General features: G+C 34.8%; 10 protein-coding genes. 6 read left to right on the forward strand and 4 right to left on the reverse strand.

The genetic code is table 11. The features are described from left to right. Positions 1-196: 196 nt before the first annotated feature. Entirely contained in the window at positions 197-1,483 is a 1,287-nt protein-coding gene (locus tag ACP6PL_RS07540; protein WP_426544154.1) for an AAA family ATPase, read from the forward strand. A 108-nt stretch (positions 1,484-1,591) separates the two neighbouring features. Continuing rightward, positions 1,592-2,119, forward strand: coding sequence for an RloB family protein (locus ACP6PL_RS07545; protein ID WP_426544178.1), 528 nt, complete (start codon positions 1,592-1,594; stop codon positions 2,117-2,119). 336 nt (positions 2,120-2,455) lie between these two features. Here ACP6PL_RS07545 and ACP6PL_RS07550 read toward each other — a convergent pair whose 3' ends face one another. From ACP6PL_RS07550 to metH, 4 genes are all read right to left on the reverse strand, one after another. Continuing rightward, entirely contained in the window at positions 2,456-2,836 is a 381-nt protein-coding gene (locus tag ACP6PL_RS07550; RefSeq protein ID WP_426544156.1) for a toxin-antitoxin system TumE family protein, read from the reverse strand. After that, positions 2,826-3,116 carry a hypothetical protein gene (locus ACP6PL_RS07555; RefSeq protein ID WP_426544158.1) on the reverse strand — a complete coding sequence of 97 codons (291 nt, stop codon included), beginning with the start codon at positions 3,114-3,116 and terminating at the stop codon, positions 2,826-2,828. The genes ACP6PL_RS07550 and ACP6PL_RS07555 overlap by 11 nt, the downstream gene beginning before the upstream one ends. Positions 3,117-3,193: 77 nt before the next feature. Further along, positions 3,194-3,382: a hypothetical protein gene (locus ACP6PL_RS07560; RefSeq protein ID WP_426544159.1), complete on the reverse strand. Its 189-nt coding sequence runs from the start codon at positions 3,380-3,382 to the stop codon at positions 3,194-3,196. 145 nt (positions 3,383-3,527) lie between these two features. Beyond that, on the reverse strand, positions 3,528-7,085 hold the full coding sequence (metH, locus tag ACP6PL_RS07565) for a methionine synthase (RefSeq protein ID WP_426544180.1): 3,558 nt from the start codon (positions 7,083-7,085) through the stop codon (positions 3,528-3,530). A 2,275-nt stretch (positions 7,086-9,360) separates the two neighbouring features. On the opposite strand from metH, the gene ACP6PL_RS07570 reads away from it, so the two are divergent. From ACP6PL_RS07570 to ACP6PL_RS07585, 4 genes are all read left to right on the forward strand, one after another. Then, entirely contained in the window at positions 9,361-11,883 is a 2,523-nt protein-coding gene (locus tag ACP6PL_RS07570) for a hybrid sensor histidine kinase/response regulator (RefSeq protein ID WP_426544161.1), read from the forward strand. Between the two features lie 4 nt (positions 11,884-11,887). Beyond that, on the forward strand, positions 11,888-13,189 hold the full coding sequence (locus ACP6PL_RS07575; RefSeq protein ID WP_426544164.1) for a hybrid sensor histidine kinase/response regulator: 1,302 nt from the start codon (positions 11,888-11,890) through the stop codon (positions 13,187-13,189). 162 nt (positions 13,190-13,351) lie between these two features. Next, positions 13,352-14,224 carry a PhzF family phenazine biosynthesis protein gene (locus tag ACP6PL_RS07580; RefSeq protein WP_426544166.1) on the forward strand — a complete coding sequence of 291 codons (873 nt, stop codon included), beginning with the start codon at positions 13,352-13,354 and terminating at the stop codon, positions 14,222-14,224. Between the two features lie 259 nt (positions 14,225-14,483). Further along, positions 14,484-15,917, forward strand: a complete 1,434-nt coding sequence (locus ACP6PL_RS07585; RefSeq protein ID WP_426544167.1) for a GUN4 domain-containing protein — start codon at positions 14,484-14,486, stop codon at positions 15,915-15,917. Positions 15,918-16,218: the final 301 nt, after the last annotated feature.

The following is a 16,218-nucleotide window of genomic DNA, read 5'->3' on the forward strand; positions in this document are numbered from 1 at the left end:
TTGGTAGACCATAGTAGGGACTTTCCATGGAACGTCTCTACTGGTTTATGGTTGTGAGGTGAGGTCATCAATGTGAAAAGGGCTGTAAAATCCCCTACTTATAGAAAATTTGTTAAACTTGCTATTTAGGAGTAAAATCATGGTAAATTTGTGAAAAAATCACAGATATACCAGTTTAGCTATTATTTAAAATATTATGCTGATTGAATTCAGTGTTGGTAACTATTTATCATTTAAAGAAACTGTCACTTTAAGTATGGTGGCGACAAATGTTATTGCTAAGAATAAAAGTGTTGATGAAAATAATGTTTTTGATGTTGATGAAGAGTTAAGTTTGCTCAAAAGTGTTGCTGTTTATGGTGCTAATGCTAGTGGCAAAAGTAATTTGATTAAAGCGATGAATTTTATGCGTTGGTTTGTGCTGAATTCATCAAAAGAAACTCAGATAGAAGATGCTATTAATGTGGACGAGTTTAAATTAAGTACGGAAACGGAAGGAAAACCTTCTTTTTTTGAAATAGTCTTTATTTTAGAAGATAAATTATACAGATATGGTTTTGAAGTGGATGAAAAACAGGTAGTTTCTGAATGGTTATTTTATGTGCCAAAAGTGAGGGAAAGTAAGTTATTTGAACGGGATAAAAATGGTATCAAGATGAGTAGGGTTTTTAAAGAAGGAGAATTAATCAGTGATAAGACGAGAAACAATGCACTTTTTCTTTCTGTAAATTCTCAATTTAATGGCAAAATTTCTACAAGTATTTTGCGTTGGTTTATAGATGATTTGAATATAATTTCAGGACTAGATAGCAAGTTTTATCAAAAAATAACAGTTGAATATTTTCAAGATAGTGAATATAAAAATGAGATTGTTCAATTGATTAGAAAATGGGATTTAGGTATTGATGATATTGAAATTGATACAAAAGAAGTTTTACCAGAACAATTTCCTGATTTTGTTTCAGATGAATTTAGAAGACGTATGATCGATGCAGGAATGCAAATTGATGAAATTCAAACATTTCATAAACAGTATGACTCTGAAGGTAAAATGGTATCTATAGTAGTATTTGATCTTGAAGAAAATGAGTCAGAAGGAACTAAAAAGTTATTTGCTTTTGCAATCCCAATTTTGGAGAGTTTAAGCAACGGAGAAATTTTAATAATAGATGAACTTGATGCGAGATTACATCCCTTAATTACTCGTGAAATTATTGAGCTATTTAACTCTAATCAAACGAATCCTGAAAATGCTCAACTAATTTTTACAACTCACGATACTAACTTACTTAGTCATAAGATTTTCAGACGAGACCAAATATGGTTTACAGAAAAAAATCGGCAAGGGGCAACTGATTTATATTCTTTAGTTGAATACAAAGTCAGAAATGATGCAAGTTTTGAAAGTGATTATATTAAAGGTAGATATGGAGCCATACCTTTTCTTGGAGATTTAACAGAATTATTTGAAAAAAATGGCTAAAAAAAAGCATCTGGTAAAAATTATCAAAGTTCTAGGAATGGGAAAAGTCAATACAATCGCTCAAGAAATAAAAAAGTAGCAAAACGAGAAATTAAACAGCGTTTTTTAATAGTTTGTGAGGGAACAAAAACAGAACCAAATTATTTTAAAAGTTTTCCTGTTCCTAAAGATGTAATTGATGTGGAAGGCGTTGGTAAAAATACGATTAGCTTAGTTAAAAAAGCTCTAAGAATTAAACAAGAAGATGGTGACTATGATAGAGTTTGGTGTGTATTTGACCGTGATTCATTTCCGGTCAAAAATTTTGAGGAAGCAATAAAATATGCTAAAAAGAATGATATTCAAGTTGCATATTCCAATCAGGCTTTTGAAGTTTGGTATTTATTACATTTTGATGATTATCATATCCCAACGTGTCGCACAGACTATGAAGAAGCTTTGACAAAAAAATTAAATAAAGATTATGAGAAAAATAGCAAGGAAATGTACGAAATATTGGTTAGTAGACAACCCCAAGCAATTCAGAATGCAGAGAAATTATTAGAAGAATATAATCCACCTAATCCTCCTAAGGATAATCCTTCTACAACAGTACATTTATTAGTTAAAGAACTCAATAAATTTATTCGTAAATAGGTGTGGAGCGATCGCTACAATAATCTAATTGAATTACTAAAAATATTCTTCAATCAGCAAAATCGACTCCTTTATATATTTCTAACTCTTTCCTTAACCGCTCTAACTCACATTCCGAACGTCAAGTTGTAACATTAAAAGTAGTATAAAAAAACGGTAGCTTGGTAAGTATTTATACTATATGTATCCTATTCATTGACCTTTCTCAGGAGTCAGATTCTCGGGAAAATATTAACTCACATTCCGCACTTCTTAACATTTAATTGATAAATAAATTTTATACTTCGGCTAATATCATTAGCCAGTAATTGTTTCAGCATTTCAAAATTGCAATACTTATGCCGAACTTTCAATTTCCTGTAATACCTCTACCAAAGTAGGAGCATTTGAGGAAATAACATTATCTTCACTTCCATCATGTTTATGATGAGGAAAATTTGGCAAATTTAGCTTTTTATGATGTCTAGTATTGTCATAACGAAAAATCAAGTTTTTGGAGGCAGTCATATATTGATATGCATACATACCACGATTGATGATTGTTTTAACATTTACAAATTCACGCCAATAAAGAATAGAACCATCTATAAAACTTATTTCACCTACAATAAAACCTCGATAATCTCCTCGTTCATCAGATGTAATACTGAATGAAGTGACTAATGAACAAGAGTTAATTACTTCACGAATTTCTTGAATGTAATCCTTAATTAACAAACTCAACCACCTTTAAATTTTCTACTTCTTCACAGAGATTTTTCAGCATCCAAGATTCTCCAATCCATTCGTCTAATTCTAGGGTTTCTGTAAATTCATCATTTTCATATCTTCTGAGAAATTCTTCTGTAGATAACTGATATTTAGTCTCAAATTCCTGCAATCTTTGTTTGGTTCGTTCAATACCATCAGACAAAGACTGTAATTCTTTTTCTACTGCTGCTTTTAATAAAATTTTTAATGATTCTGGATGCTGGCATTTAATTTTAAGTTCTGGCATTCTGATTATCTCCTTTAAAAGTAACTGTAGGTTGGGTTTCGTTCCTAAACCCAACCTACGGCTATCATTTTGATAGTCTATATAGAAAACTCTATTAGTTCTGGGTCATTTAAAAAATCTTCAGCAGTTTTAGTTATTGATGCTGTTAATAATTTATGACGCTCCTTTATAGGCAAACGAGCAATTTCTTTGAGGGATAACTGATTTTTAGAATCAACTTCAGATAGTTTTAACTTATATTGAATAAACTGAATAAAGTCTAGCACTTCCTATTATTTTTCAGGTGGTAATAATTTCAGATTATCTAGAACTTCTTGTTCAATATTATTATTTGTTATTGCTGTCATAAAATAATTTCCAACTGATAGGAAAGGTGAGCAATATGCTCACCCTAAATTAAACTACATCAAACTACGCACTAAAATATTTCGCCACTGGATGATAAGTAATAATTGCCGTAGTAGACTGCTCAGGATACAACTGCTCGCTCTCATCCATATACATATCAATCCTTTTCACATCCAACAAGTCTAACTGCTTATACTGATCCTGCATGTTCGGGCAAGCGGGATAACCGAAACTATAACGGGAACCTTGATAACGCTGTTTCAGAATATCCCTGATATTATCCGCATCCTCTGCACCGAAACCTAACTCCCGACGAATCCGAGTGTGTAACCATTCTGCCATCGCTTCCGCAGTTTGTACCGCCATACCGTGGAAATACAAATAATTTGTATACTCATCAGCAGCAAACAACTTCTGAGCAAACTCAGTCGCTATTTCTCCTACTGTTACAGCGTGCATCGGGAACACATCAATAATTCCGGAATCCTTGGGAGCAAAGAAGTCTGCAATACACAACCGTCGTCCTGACTTTTGCCGTGGAAATTCAAAACTGGTGACAACTTTTGTTGCCTTTCCAGTCTGAGTCACTTCCTCTGAGTCATAAATGAAAAGTGTATTTCCTTCTGCTTGACAAGGGAAATAACCATAAATTGCTTGGGGATACAGCAACTTCTCATTAATTACCCGTGATTTCCAATTTTCCAGAATCGGATAAACCTTTTCTGCTAAAAATTCATTATATTCTTCCCGTGGTTGCCCTTGGGGTTTGCGGAATTGCCATTGCCCTGCCATCAACGCTTGCAAGTCTAAATACCAGAATAATTCCTCGAATGGCATATCTTCTGGTTGTAATAACTTAGTTCCCCAGAATGGAGGAGTCGGGCGAGGGATATCTACTGCTACATCATCAGAACGCCGAGTATCTACCACAAAAGGTTCAGCAGGTTTAGTTTCCTCTTTTTCTTCAGATTTAACTTCGGTAGCAGCTTTACCATTACCATTACCGTTTTCGTCGGCAAACTCACCTAAAAATCCTTGGATATCATCCCACTTATTTTCTGATTTTGCTGGCATCAACTTATCCATGAAATTCAAGTCAGAAAAGGCATCCTTACCGTAAACTACTTTACCTTTGTAGGTATTTTGGCAATCTTGATGAACGAATTTAGGTGTTAGTGCGGCACCACCTAAAATCACCGGAACAGTAATACCTTCTTGGTTAAATGTTTCCAAATTATCTTTCATAAATGCGGTTGACTTCACCAATAAACCACTCATGGCGATGCAGTCAGCATTATGTTCTCGGTAGGCAGCAATTATATTATCAACTGGTTGTTTAATTCCTAAGTTAACTACCCGATAACCGTTGTTGGAAAGAATGATATCCACGAGATTTTTACCAATATCGTGAACGTCTCCTTTCACAGTTGCAATAACGAAAACTCCCTTAGAATTATCTTCACCAGCCTCCTCTGCTTCCATGAAAGGTTGTAGATAAGCAACTGCTGCTTTCATAGTTTGAGCAGACTGCAATACAAATGGTAATTGCATTTGCCCGGAACCGAATAATTCTCCTACTACTTTCATGCCATCTAATAAATAGACGTTGATAATATCTAACGGCGGATATGCTTCTAAAGCTTTAGCTAAAGCATCTTCTAAACCGATACGTTCCCCATCAATAATATGTTGTTTTAAACGTTCTTCAATTGGTAAATTTTGTGTGGCAGAACGGTCTTTTTTAGTTGTTTTACCCTGGAACATTGTTGTTAATTCAGCCAGAGGATCGTAAGTACAAATATCCCCATCAAATTCCCGTTGGTCATATATTAGTTTCCGACAAACTTCTTGCTGTTCTGGTTCAATTTTTGACATGGGTAAAATCTTACTAGCACTAACAATAGATCCATCCAAACCTACTGCCATTGCTTCATGCAAAAATACAGAGTTCAACACTTGTCTTGCTGCGGGATTTAAACCGAACGAAATGTTAGAAACCCCAAGCATTATATGACATTCTGGTAACTCTTCTCGAATCCTTTTAATAGATTCAATTGTGGCTTTTCCATTTTCCCTATCCTCTTCAATCCCTGTAGAAACTGGCAAAGCTAAAGTATCAAAGAACAATTCACGGGCAGGAATCCCATATTCTACTGCTGCATCATAAGCTCGTTTTGCTATTTCAAATTTCTTATCCGCCGTCCGCGCCATTCCATCCTCATCGATGGTTCCAACTACCACACCAGCACCATATTTTTTCGCCAATTCTAATACTTTGAAAAAACGAGGTTCTCCATCTTCATAGTTAGTAGAATTGAGCAAACATTTACCGCCAGCAACTTTTAAACCAGCCTCCATTTTTTCCCATTCAGTCGAGTCTAACATCAGAGGCAAATTAACATTTGTGACTAAGCGAGATGCTAATTCGTGCATATCTTTAACCCCGTCGCGCCCCACATAATCAACGTTAACATCAAGAATATGTGCCCCTTCTTTTACCTGAGATTTTGCCAAGGCAACTAAACCATCCCAGTCTTCATTATTTAATAAAGTTCGACATTTTTTAGAGCCACTAGCATTCAGTCTTTCCCCAACAATTAAAAAGGAGTTATCTTGTTCGTAAGTTTCGGAAGAATAGATGGAAGCTGCTGATGGAACATACTTATACTCTCGTTCTTTTGGTGTGAGAGTTTGAGTAATTTCAGCTAATGCCTTAATATGGTCTGGACGAGTACCGCAACAACCGCCGATAACCTGTACTCCCAGGTCTTCAACGAAGTGCATTAATGCCATTTTCAACTCTATAGGAGTTAATTTGTAGTGAGCTTGTCCGCCGATATTTTCTGGCAAACCAGCATTAGGAATACAAGAAATAACAAAAGGGGAATTTTCTGACAAATAACGAATATGTTCCTTCATTAAATCAGGACCAGTGGCACAATTTAATCCTAAAATATCAATAGAATAAGGCTCTAAAATTGTCACAGCAGCATTAATTTCTGAACCTACTAACATAGTGCCAAAAGCTTCCATAGTTACTGACACCATGATCGGGCGACGTTCACCTTTTTTTGCAAAAGTTTCTTCTATACCATTTAAAGCAGCTTTTATTTGCAAAACATCCTGACAAGTTTCCACAAGAAATAAATCTACTCCCCCATCCCAAAGACCTTCTGCTTGTTCTGCAAAACCATCTTTTAAGGTGTCAAAATCAATATGTCCGAGGGTAGGTAATTTTGTTCCTGGTCCCATTGAACCAGCCACAAATCGAGGCTTTTCTGGGGTAGAAAATTCCGCAGTAACAGACTTTGCTAATTCCGCTGCTGTTTTATTTAGATAATAAGCTTGGTCTGATAAATCGTATTCTGCTAAGACAATTTTTGTCCCACCAAATGTGTCAGTTTCTATCACATCCGCACCTGCTGCAAGGAAATCTCGGTGGACCTTAGCTACGGCTTCTGGCTTAGTATGGACAAGATATTCGTTACAACCTTCATACTCTGCACCGCCGAAATCTTCAGCGGTTAGTTCTTGGACTTGTAGGTTAGTACCCATCGCCCCATCAAAGACAATTACTGGGCGTTCTGGACTATGGAGACGATTTAAAAATGAGCTGTTCATCATTGTGTGTTTATATTTTCTTTAGGTGTTAATATTTATACTACTCTTTTCAGAGTTTGAAAGCAATTTATTTTCTCTATGATAATATGTATTTTGGGGTGTTAAGTAAGTAAGCATAGATAAATATCAAATTAACAAACAGATGTCGTATGATAGGAATTATCTATTCCCTATTGCTAAATAAGCGGTTTCTTCTCTTATGTTTTTTGTGTTTTATTTTAATCTATCTACTTATAGCAATTATCAATATATTGTACAAACTTAAATAATTACCAAAATTTACTTAAATTTCTTTAAATAAGAGTTTACTAACTAATGATTTATAACTGCAAAAATAGAAACTTATTTATTAGTCAAAATACTGTGTTGTTGAGCAAATACAATCAATTTTTTATCTATAAGACTTACCCAAATAAACCCAGTTGCTAGGACAAATATTTGGTTGGAACAAAATAATAGACATCTAGGAAAAAACCAAGTTTCTGGGTGCGGGTGCTTTATTAATTGATAATGAATAATTACTTCTAGTTAAAACTGTACTTAATTGAATCTAAAGATATCTTATTTCTTTTCTCTTAGGCGATTAGACATGGTGTACTTCGGAGCGGCTCTGCAAGAGCGGGAAACCTAGTACCGCTACGCGGAAGTCAGAATTGAGAATTCAACCCACCCCTAACCCAACCCACCCCTGCCCCTCCCAGGAGGGGAAGTCATATCAAATCCGGTAGCATCGATGTAATTAGATTAAAGAGTGTGGCGAGGGTGGGGAGTGTGGGGAGATGGGGATATCTAGAAAGATTTACCAATAGCTGAAGATGGAACATTTTTTTATACCGAATTAAGCGGATTTGATATCATAAGTTTTGATTGGTAAGGCTTTGAGTATTTTGTCACTGGTAACATATTTCCGTCATCCTGCACTAGCCATCCCATCCTAAAGTCATGCTGCCTGTTGCCTCCTCCGGAGGAGCTGCGTTTTTTCCTGACGGAATCCTCCGCATTCATGTCGGCGACAGCCGAAACATATCGCGCAGTGAAACAGAGGAGCTGCTTCTTGCAGAGGAGCTTCACTAACGCTTTTCATGTCGCGTAGAGAAACACTTTTTATGTCGGCGACAGCCATTAGCGTTTGCAGTAGCATTCTGATAGGAAAGCTTTGCGCTAGCAAAACGAAGTTGTGCGGAACGCTAAACGCAAATTACCGTTTTTTCTGTTGAAATAGAAGCCTTTAAACCGAATTCATTAATTATCAATTATCTATTATTCATTGGTAAGTTATGATTTATTTTTGTTCAAAATAATTGCGTCTAAAACTCCACCTTTTAAGGGGAAATATCTTTGGAGGGTTGCTCACAGATCCTTGTTACAAAAACAACTTCTAACTTCTGACTTCCTTAACGTTGCTATGTTGTAATTTTCCCTAAGTTTATGTTTTATACCATCATTGAAAACATAATTTTATGAATAATAATTTTATGAATAATTAAGAGTAATTAAAAGATTTTACATGAGATGTTCCTTAAATTGGGTATAATACCAAATATCAAAAATTTTACTACATCTGATTGGCTGCGTAACTTTGGGAGGTTTGGGAAAGGTAAATGATAGGAATAACCTACACTAAATGACTGAATAACCCTCAAAAACAGAATTTGAATCTTGCTAATTACTTGAATGTTGAGGTTTCACGGAAGTATAGCGTTACTGGTAAATGGTATTAACCCCGACGGTATTCAAACTGTCCAGAATTAATTGGGGTAAATCTCTATATTCTTAAACTTAAAATATGACCCACAACCTACAACCTTATTCAATAGAAATGAATATCAGATATCATAAAAATTCGGTATTATAAAGAATACAGAAAAGTTTTGTGATGCAAATATAGGTATTGTGATACCAATTCACTTTAAAGATGTAACAAATAATTTCAAACTTTTAGATGTGAAATAATTTCCTGAAATTACTGTAGCGTTAAAGTTTTGAGTCTACAAAATCTTAATTTTGACTGTCATATGTGTGTCTTACATTCTGTTCGCGAAGCATTTCCGTAGGAAATGGGGACCTCAGAATTACGCACTTGCTTTTAACTTCCTTTAAACGTTATGGGTATCTCATACAAATTTAATTTTTTAACAAGTTTTTGATAAAAATTATATTACTCCAAAGCTTGCACATTTAATATCATTAATAATCATGCTGATTAATTTTACTTAGTAATAAATATTTTTAAAAAAACCGATGATTTTATTTAAGAACAAAGAATGAAAAAGCTATGACTAGAATTGAGCAACTACCACAAATTAAAATTTGGCAAAAGTTAAAATTTTGGTGGCAAAATAACCAAACAGATAAGAAATCAACTCGCAACTTTATGTTACGTTTATTAGTCGGTAGTACAACTGTATTAGTAAGTATTTCTGCTTTTTATAGCTATAAAGTTGTGCGAAATTTAATTCTAGATAATTTAAAAGAAAATGCTTTGTTGGAAGTACAGTTAGGAGTAGATAAAGTCGATCAATGGTTAGCTACCAGAAAAGTCGAAACATATACTACTGCTAATACTCCTACTTTCCGAACTATGAACTGGTCAGTAGTAAGACCTTTCTTACAGTCTAAACAATCGGAATCTGAAGATTTTTTCTTTTTTGCAATGATTAATCCTGATGGTTCGTACTATACCAGTAAAGTAGGTAAGGCCAAAGCCAATATCAAAGACCGCAAGCATATTAAACTAGCAATGGCTGGTAATGTCAATCTTTCCGATCCGGTAATTTCTCGTACCCTAAATGTTCTGATGGTTTTCGTCGCTGCTCCTGTTTGGTCAGACTCTGATAATACCAAACAGCCAATCGGAATTATGGCAGGTGCTATTCCGGTAGACCGAATGAGGGAAGTAGTGAATAGTTTGAAATATGGCCCTAACAGTTATGCCTTTGCTCTTAATTCTCAAGGAAAGACAATATTTACCCCTCAGCAAGATATAAACAGCAATGGTCAAGAACCAATTCCCAATTTTTTGTCATCCGAAAACCTTAACGAGCAGAATATTGCCAGAAAAATGGTTGCCAAGGAAAAGGGAATAGAATTAGTAGAAATAGATCGGCAAAAATTCTATATTGCCTATATTCCCATTCAAGAAGCAGATTGGTCTGTTGGGTTAATCATTCCTAGAGCAAATATTGAATCTCAACTAAGACCATTAAATCTGATGGCGGTGGTAGTGATCGGTTTAACTGTGACAATGATTATAGTTTTGCTCAAGGTACAGTCATTTGAGCAAAAGCAACTTAAAAAGACAAAAGAAGCTGCAGAAATTGCTAACCAAGCCAAAAGTGAGTTCCTTGCTAATATGAGCCATGAGTTACGCACCCCTCTCAATGGCATTCTCGGTTATACTCAAATTCTTAATCGTTCTCATTCTTGGGGCGAAAAAGAAAGTAACGGCATTGAAATTATTCATCAATGTGGTAACCACTTGTTAACTCTGATCAATGACGTTCTGGATATTTCCAAAATAGAAGCTCGGAAACTCGATCTGCAATATTACGATTTTCATTTTCCTTCTTTCTTGCAAGGAGTTGTAGAAATTATTCGGATAAAAGCAGATCAAAAAGGAATTCAGTTGATTTATCAAGCAGAACCCAACTTACCTCAAGGTATAATTGCAGACGAAAAACGCTTGCGCCAAGTTTTAATTAATTTATTAGGTAATGCAGTCAAATTTACAGATGCAGGTAAAGTAGTTTTTCAAGTGAATATGGATGATTTGAGTCAGAGTACAGAATTATCTGATAGTAGCCAGGAGATAATATCTACTCCTGACTTGCATCCATCTATAACAATAAAGTTTCAAATTCAAGATACGGGGGTTGGTATTCCAGAAAATAAGATTGATACCATCTTCAACCCCTTTGAACAAGTAGGAGACCAAGTTAAGCAGTCTCAAGGAACAGGATTAGGGTTAGCTATTAGTAGTCAAATAGTGAAACTCATGGGTTCACAGATTAAAGTAGAAAGTCAGTTGGGTGTTGGCAGTACATTTTACTTTGCAGTTAAATTGCCTCTGAGTCGTGATTGGGCGCAGTCAGTTTCTCATGTAGAGGGACAACAAATTATTGGTTACGAAGGAAACCCAAAAACTATTCTAGTTATTGACGATCGCTGGGAAAATCGTTCTGTACTGATTAATTTGCTGCAACCTATTGGTTTTATTACTGCGGAGGCAGAAAATGGTGCTGAAGGATTAGCTCAAGTAGCGCAACTTAAACCAGATTTAACTATTACAGATTTATATATGCCAGTGATGGATGGTTTTAAGATGGTCAGGCAATTACGCGAATCTGATGAACTAAAGTATTTAAAGGTGATTATCTCTTCAGCTTCTGTATCGAATATAGATCGCCAATACAGTCTTGATGCTGGGGGGGATGATTTTCTCCCTAAACCTGTAAATGCAGAGGAATTGTTTAAGATGATAGAAGCACATTTAGAAATTGAATGGAAATATGCTCAAACAGAAAATATTGAAAATATGCAGGTAATACCTCAATCATCAGTTTCAGATGTAGCTGGTGATAATTCTAAAATTATATTTCCACCACCAGAGGAGTTAGAAATATTACTGGACTTAGCAAGAAGAGGGAGCCTGAAAAAATTGACTGAAAGAGCTCAAAAAATTCAGCAACTAGAGCCAAAATATATTCCTTTTACTGAACCGATTTTACAGTGGGCAGATGATTTTCAAGCCGATCAAATAGAAGATTTTTTAATGGATTTTTTAGATAATAAGGAGTAAAGTAATGTTAAGCTCACCCAGTTCAGAATATATTTTAGTTATAGATGATACTCCAGCTAATCTGAAAGTAATAGTTCAAACTTTAACTGATGAAGGGTATGAAGTTAGCACAGCAATTAGTGGCGAACGAGGGTTAAAGCAAATTTCTTATGACTTACCCGATTTAATTTTACTAGATATACAAATGCCTGGTATTGATGGATTTGAAACTTGTAAAAGGTTAAAGGAAAATCCGGAAACTAAAGACATTCCCATAATTTTTATGACTGCTCTTTCAGACAGTAAAAGTATAGTTAAAGGTTTTAGTTTGGGAGCCGTAGATTATATTACTAAACCATTTCAAGCAGTTGAAGTTCTTGCCAGAGTAAGAACTCACATACATTTACAACAGTTAAGAAAGAATCTAGAAAAAGAAGTAGCTAAGAAAACTAATGAACTTACTCAAGCTTTAGAAGAGTTAAAAGCATCTCAAGCACAATTGATTCAAAAGGAAAAAATGTCGGCACTGGGAGAATTAATGGCTGGAATAGCCCATGAATTAAATAATCCTATTGGTGCAATTTCAAATAATTCTCAACATCTGGAAAGCTATATTAAAGATATTCTCCATTTCCTATTTCTTTATCAAAAGTATTATCCTAATCCTGCTGAAGAAATAATTGAAAATGCTGAAGATATTGATTTAGATTTTTTGATTCAAGATTTACCTAATCTTATTACTTCAATGAAGGCAGGTTCCGAAAGGATTAAATTTTTAACTACATCTTTACGCACATTTTCTAGAAGTGAATTAAATAACGATAAAAAAGTTAGTTCTGCCGTCCATAACCATATTGATAGCACTCTATTAATTCTGAATCATCGTCTGAAATCCAACAAGGATCGTTCAGCCATTGAAGTATTAAGAAAATATGGGGATGTGCCTGAGATTAAATGTTTTCCGGGACAATTATCCCAGGTATTTATGAACCTGATTTCTAATGCTATTGATGCTATAGATGAGTTGGTTAAAAAACCAGAATTTTCTAAGTTTAAATTCCAGCCTCAAATTACAATCTATAGTGGAATAAATCAGGATCAAACAGGAGTAATGATTAGAATTAAAGATAACGGTGTGGGAATGTCAGAAGAAGTTAAGGCAAAAATTTTTGATAAGCTTTTCACAACTAAAGCTGTAGGTAAAGGTACAGGTTTAGGATTGTCTATTGCTTATAAAATTATGGTAATAAATCATAGTGGTAAGCTTTGGTGTGAGTCAACTTTGGAGCATGGTTCAGAATTTATTTTGGAATTGCCAATAAAATAAAGTCAAAAGTCAAAAATCATAATTTATAAAAATTAGTTATCTATCAAATATTTTCTATTTTTAGCAAACATTGATTAAACTTGTATAAAAACTAATAGTGTCACAATTCAGCTATTAGCTGTCAGCAGGAAATGCTTACCTAAAACCTACCAACAAAATATTATGGATTTTTACATTGTAGACGTATTTGCTGAAACTAAATATACTGGTAATCAATTAGCTGTATTTACTGGTGCTGAAGTAGCTAATCTTTCTGATGAGGAAATGCTGCAAATTGCGAGAGAGATGAATTATTCGGAAACTACTTTTATTCTCTCTTCTGAACAACGAAATGGTGGTTATGATGTGCGAATATTTACTCCAGCTAAAGAATTGCCTTTTGCGGGGCACCCAACTTTAGGGACTGCCTACATTATTCAGCGAGAAATTATTCAAAATCAGGTGGAACAAGTAGTTTTAAATTTGGCAGTAGGACAAATTCCTGTGAGTTGGAAAGATAATGTTTTATGGATGCGTCAGAATGTACCGACTTTTGCTGAAAAACATGAAGTTGAAACTTTAGCAGAAGTATTAAATGTACAGATAGTTGATATTGATACGAGATTTCCTATTCAGGAAGTTTCAACAGGGATGCCTTTTGTAATTGTGCCTTTAAAAACTTTAGCAGATTTGAAAAAAGCCAAGGTTAATTTAGATAAATATTATCAGTTTATTCAAACAGTAAAGGCGACAGAAATTTTGATATTTTCCCCAGAGACATACAAGAGTATTAATGATTTAAGCGTAAGAATGTTTGCACCCTATTTAGGAATTACTGAAGATCCGGCAACTGGCAGTGCTAATGGTTGTTTAGCAGGGTATTTGGCTGAGTATAATTATTTTAATCGGAGCAAAATTGATATTAGGGTAGAACAAGGATATGAAATTAATCGACCATCTTTATTATTGTTGCAAGCTGAGAAAAAAGCAGAGGAAATAGAAGTATTTGTGGGTGGAAATGTTGTGATGGTTGCTCAAGGAAAATTTGTTTATTGAAAGGAAGAAGGAGTTCAATAATTGATAATTGATAATGGATAATTGATAATTACCTCTCCCTAAAAGCTATCCCTTACCCATAACTCCTGAAAGCCTTGTGTGGAGAAGGGGAGTAGGAAGCAGGAGAGAAAGGAGAAAGAATCATAGTAGCTAAGTAAAACTACTGGAATTATCAAAAAAAATCTTCTTTTTCATATTACTCTTTCCTCCTTCTTACTTCTACCATTGGTAACAAAAATTCATTAAATTCGTATTAATTATGAGTCAATGTCTGAATCCTAACTGTCTAAATCAAAATCCACCAAACACAAACTTTTGCCAAAAATGCGGGTCAAAATTGCTTTTGGCCGAACGTTATCGCGCTGTAAAAATTATCGGTCAAGGTGGTTTTGGTAGAACTTTTCAAGCAGTAGATGAATTTAAACCTTCTCAACCATTTTGTGTAATTAAACAGTTTTTTCCTGACGCTCAAGGAACGGAAAATCTGGAAAAGGCAGCAGAATTATTTGCCCAAGAAGCAGTTAGGTTGGAAAGTTTAGGAAAACATCCTCAAATTCCCGAATTATTGGCATTTTTTACTCAAGATAATCGTCAATATTTAATTCAAGAATTGATTGAAGGGCAAAATTTACAGCAGGAATTAGAAACAGTAGGTCAGTTTAATGAAACTCAAATTTTAGAGTTATTAAATGATTTATTGCCAGTATTAGAATTTATTCACTCTCAACAGGTAATTCATCGGGATATTAAACCGGAAAATATTATTAGACGACCCAACTCTTCCCAGAAAAAAGGACAGTTAGTATTAGTAGATTTTGGAGCAGCTAAATATGCAAATCCTAATACTTTGGCAGTGACAGGAACGGTTATTGGTTCTGCTGGATATGCTGCGCCGGAACAAGCTGTGGGAAAGGCAATTTTTGCTAGTGATATTTATAGTTTGGGGGTAACTTGTATCCATTTGTTGACTCAAGTTGAACCGTTTGAGTTGTTTGATGTGAGTGAAAATGATTGGGTTTGGCGAGATTTTTTAGCTTCTTCTATAAGTGATGATTTGGCTAATATTTTAGATAAGATGATTGTCGGAGCAACTAAGAAAAGGTTTCAGTCAGTAGGCGAAATTTTGGCATTGATTAAACCTGATATTTTTGATTCTTCAAAACCCGAAAAACAGGTCAGTGATTTTTCTCCTTCTGCGTCTATTCCAGAAGTAGAATTAAGTTCCGAAGTGGGAATAGATTATGCTGATTTGCGAGATTTTTTGGCTGCTAAGAAGTGGCGGGAAGCAGATATAGAAACCGCAAGGTTAATGTTAGAAATAACTCACCAAGAAAGTCAGGGTAGATTAAATGTTCGTTCAATTGATAATTTTCCCTGCACTGATTTACAGACTATTAATCAACTTTGGGTAAAATATTCAAATGGTAAGTTTGGCTTTTCTGTGCAAAATGAGATTTGGGAAAGTTTTGGTACTCAAACCTTTTATTTAACTTATGAGAAATTAGGCGATCGCTTGGGTTGGCATTCAATTTTAGGTTGGACTAACTACGATAATTTAATATTTGATTTGGAGAAAGCACCGGATGGTCATTTACCTGCTATGTTTGCTATGAGTGGGAATTGGGTATGGTTTATGGAGTTAGGAAAGTTATATTCCACTCTGGGAAAAAGACTCAAAAATTGTGAAATATAGGTGGTCTTGTATATATATTGATTTATTGTGGAGAAAGGGAACAGGGAAGAATAATTAATAATTTATGTATAAGAATTGATTTTACTTTTGATTTTTGCAGATGTCTATTGCGTATAGAGCAATAGTAAGTTCATTTACTGAAGCACCCAACCGGAGGTGATGGGCGGCAAATTTTTCTTCTATTGCGTATAGAGCAATAGTAAGTTCATTTGCTGAAGCACCCCGCCGGAGGTGATGGGTGGTGAGATTTTTCTTCTATTGCGTATAGAGCAATAGTAAGTTCATTTGCTGAAGCACCCCG

The organism is Dapis purpurea BLCC-M126 (assembly GCF_050015975.1).
Taxonomy (GTDB): domain Bacteria; phylum Cyanobacteriota; class Cyanobacteriia; order Cyanobacteriales; family Microcoleaceae; genus Trichodesmium.

Coding starts and splice junctions, on each gene's coding strand:
- ACP6PL_RS07540 (WP_426544154.1), top strand. CDS start 197: ATGCTGATTGAATTCAGTGTTGGTAACTATTTATCATTTAAAGAAACT.
- ACP6PL_RS07555 (WP_426544158.1), bottom strand. CDS start 3,116: ATGCCAGAACTTAAAATTAAATGCCAGCATCCAGAATCATTAAAAATT.
- metH (WP_426544180.1), bottom strand. CDS start 7,085: ATGAACAGCTCATTTTTAAATCGTCTCCATAGTCCAGAACGCCCAGTA.
- ACP6PL_RS07570 (WP_426544161.1), top strand. CDS start 9,361: ATGACTAGAATTGAGCAACTACCACAAATTAAAATTTGGCAAAAGTTA.
- ACP6PL_RS07575 (WP_426544164.1), top strand. CDS start 11,888: ATGTTAAGCTCACCCAGTTCAGAATATATTTTAGTTATAGATGATACT.
- ACP6PL_RS07580 (WP_426544166.1), top strand. CDS start 13,352: ATGGATTTTTACATTGTAGACGTATTTGCTGAAACTAAATATACTGGT.
- ACP6PL_RS07585 (WP_426544167.1), top strand. CDS start 14,484: ATGAGTCAATGTCTGAATCCTAACTGTCTAAATCAAAATCCACCAAAC.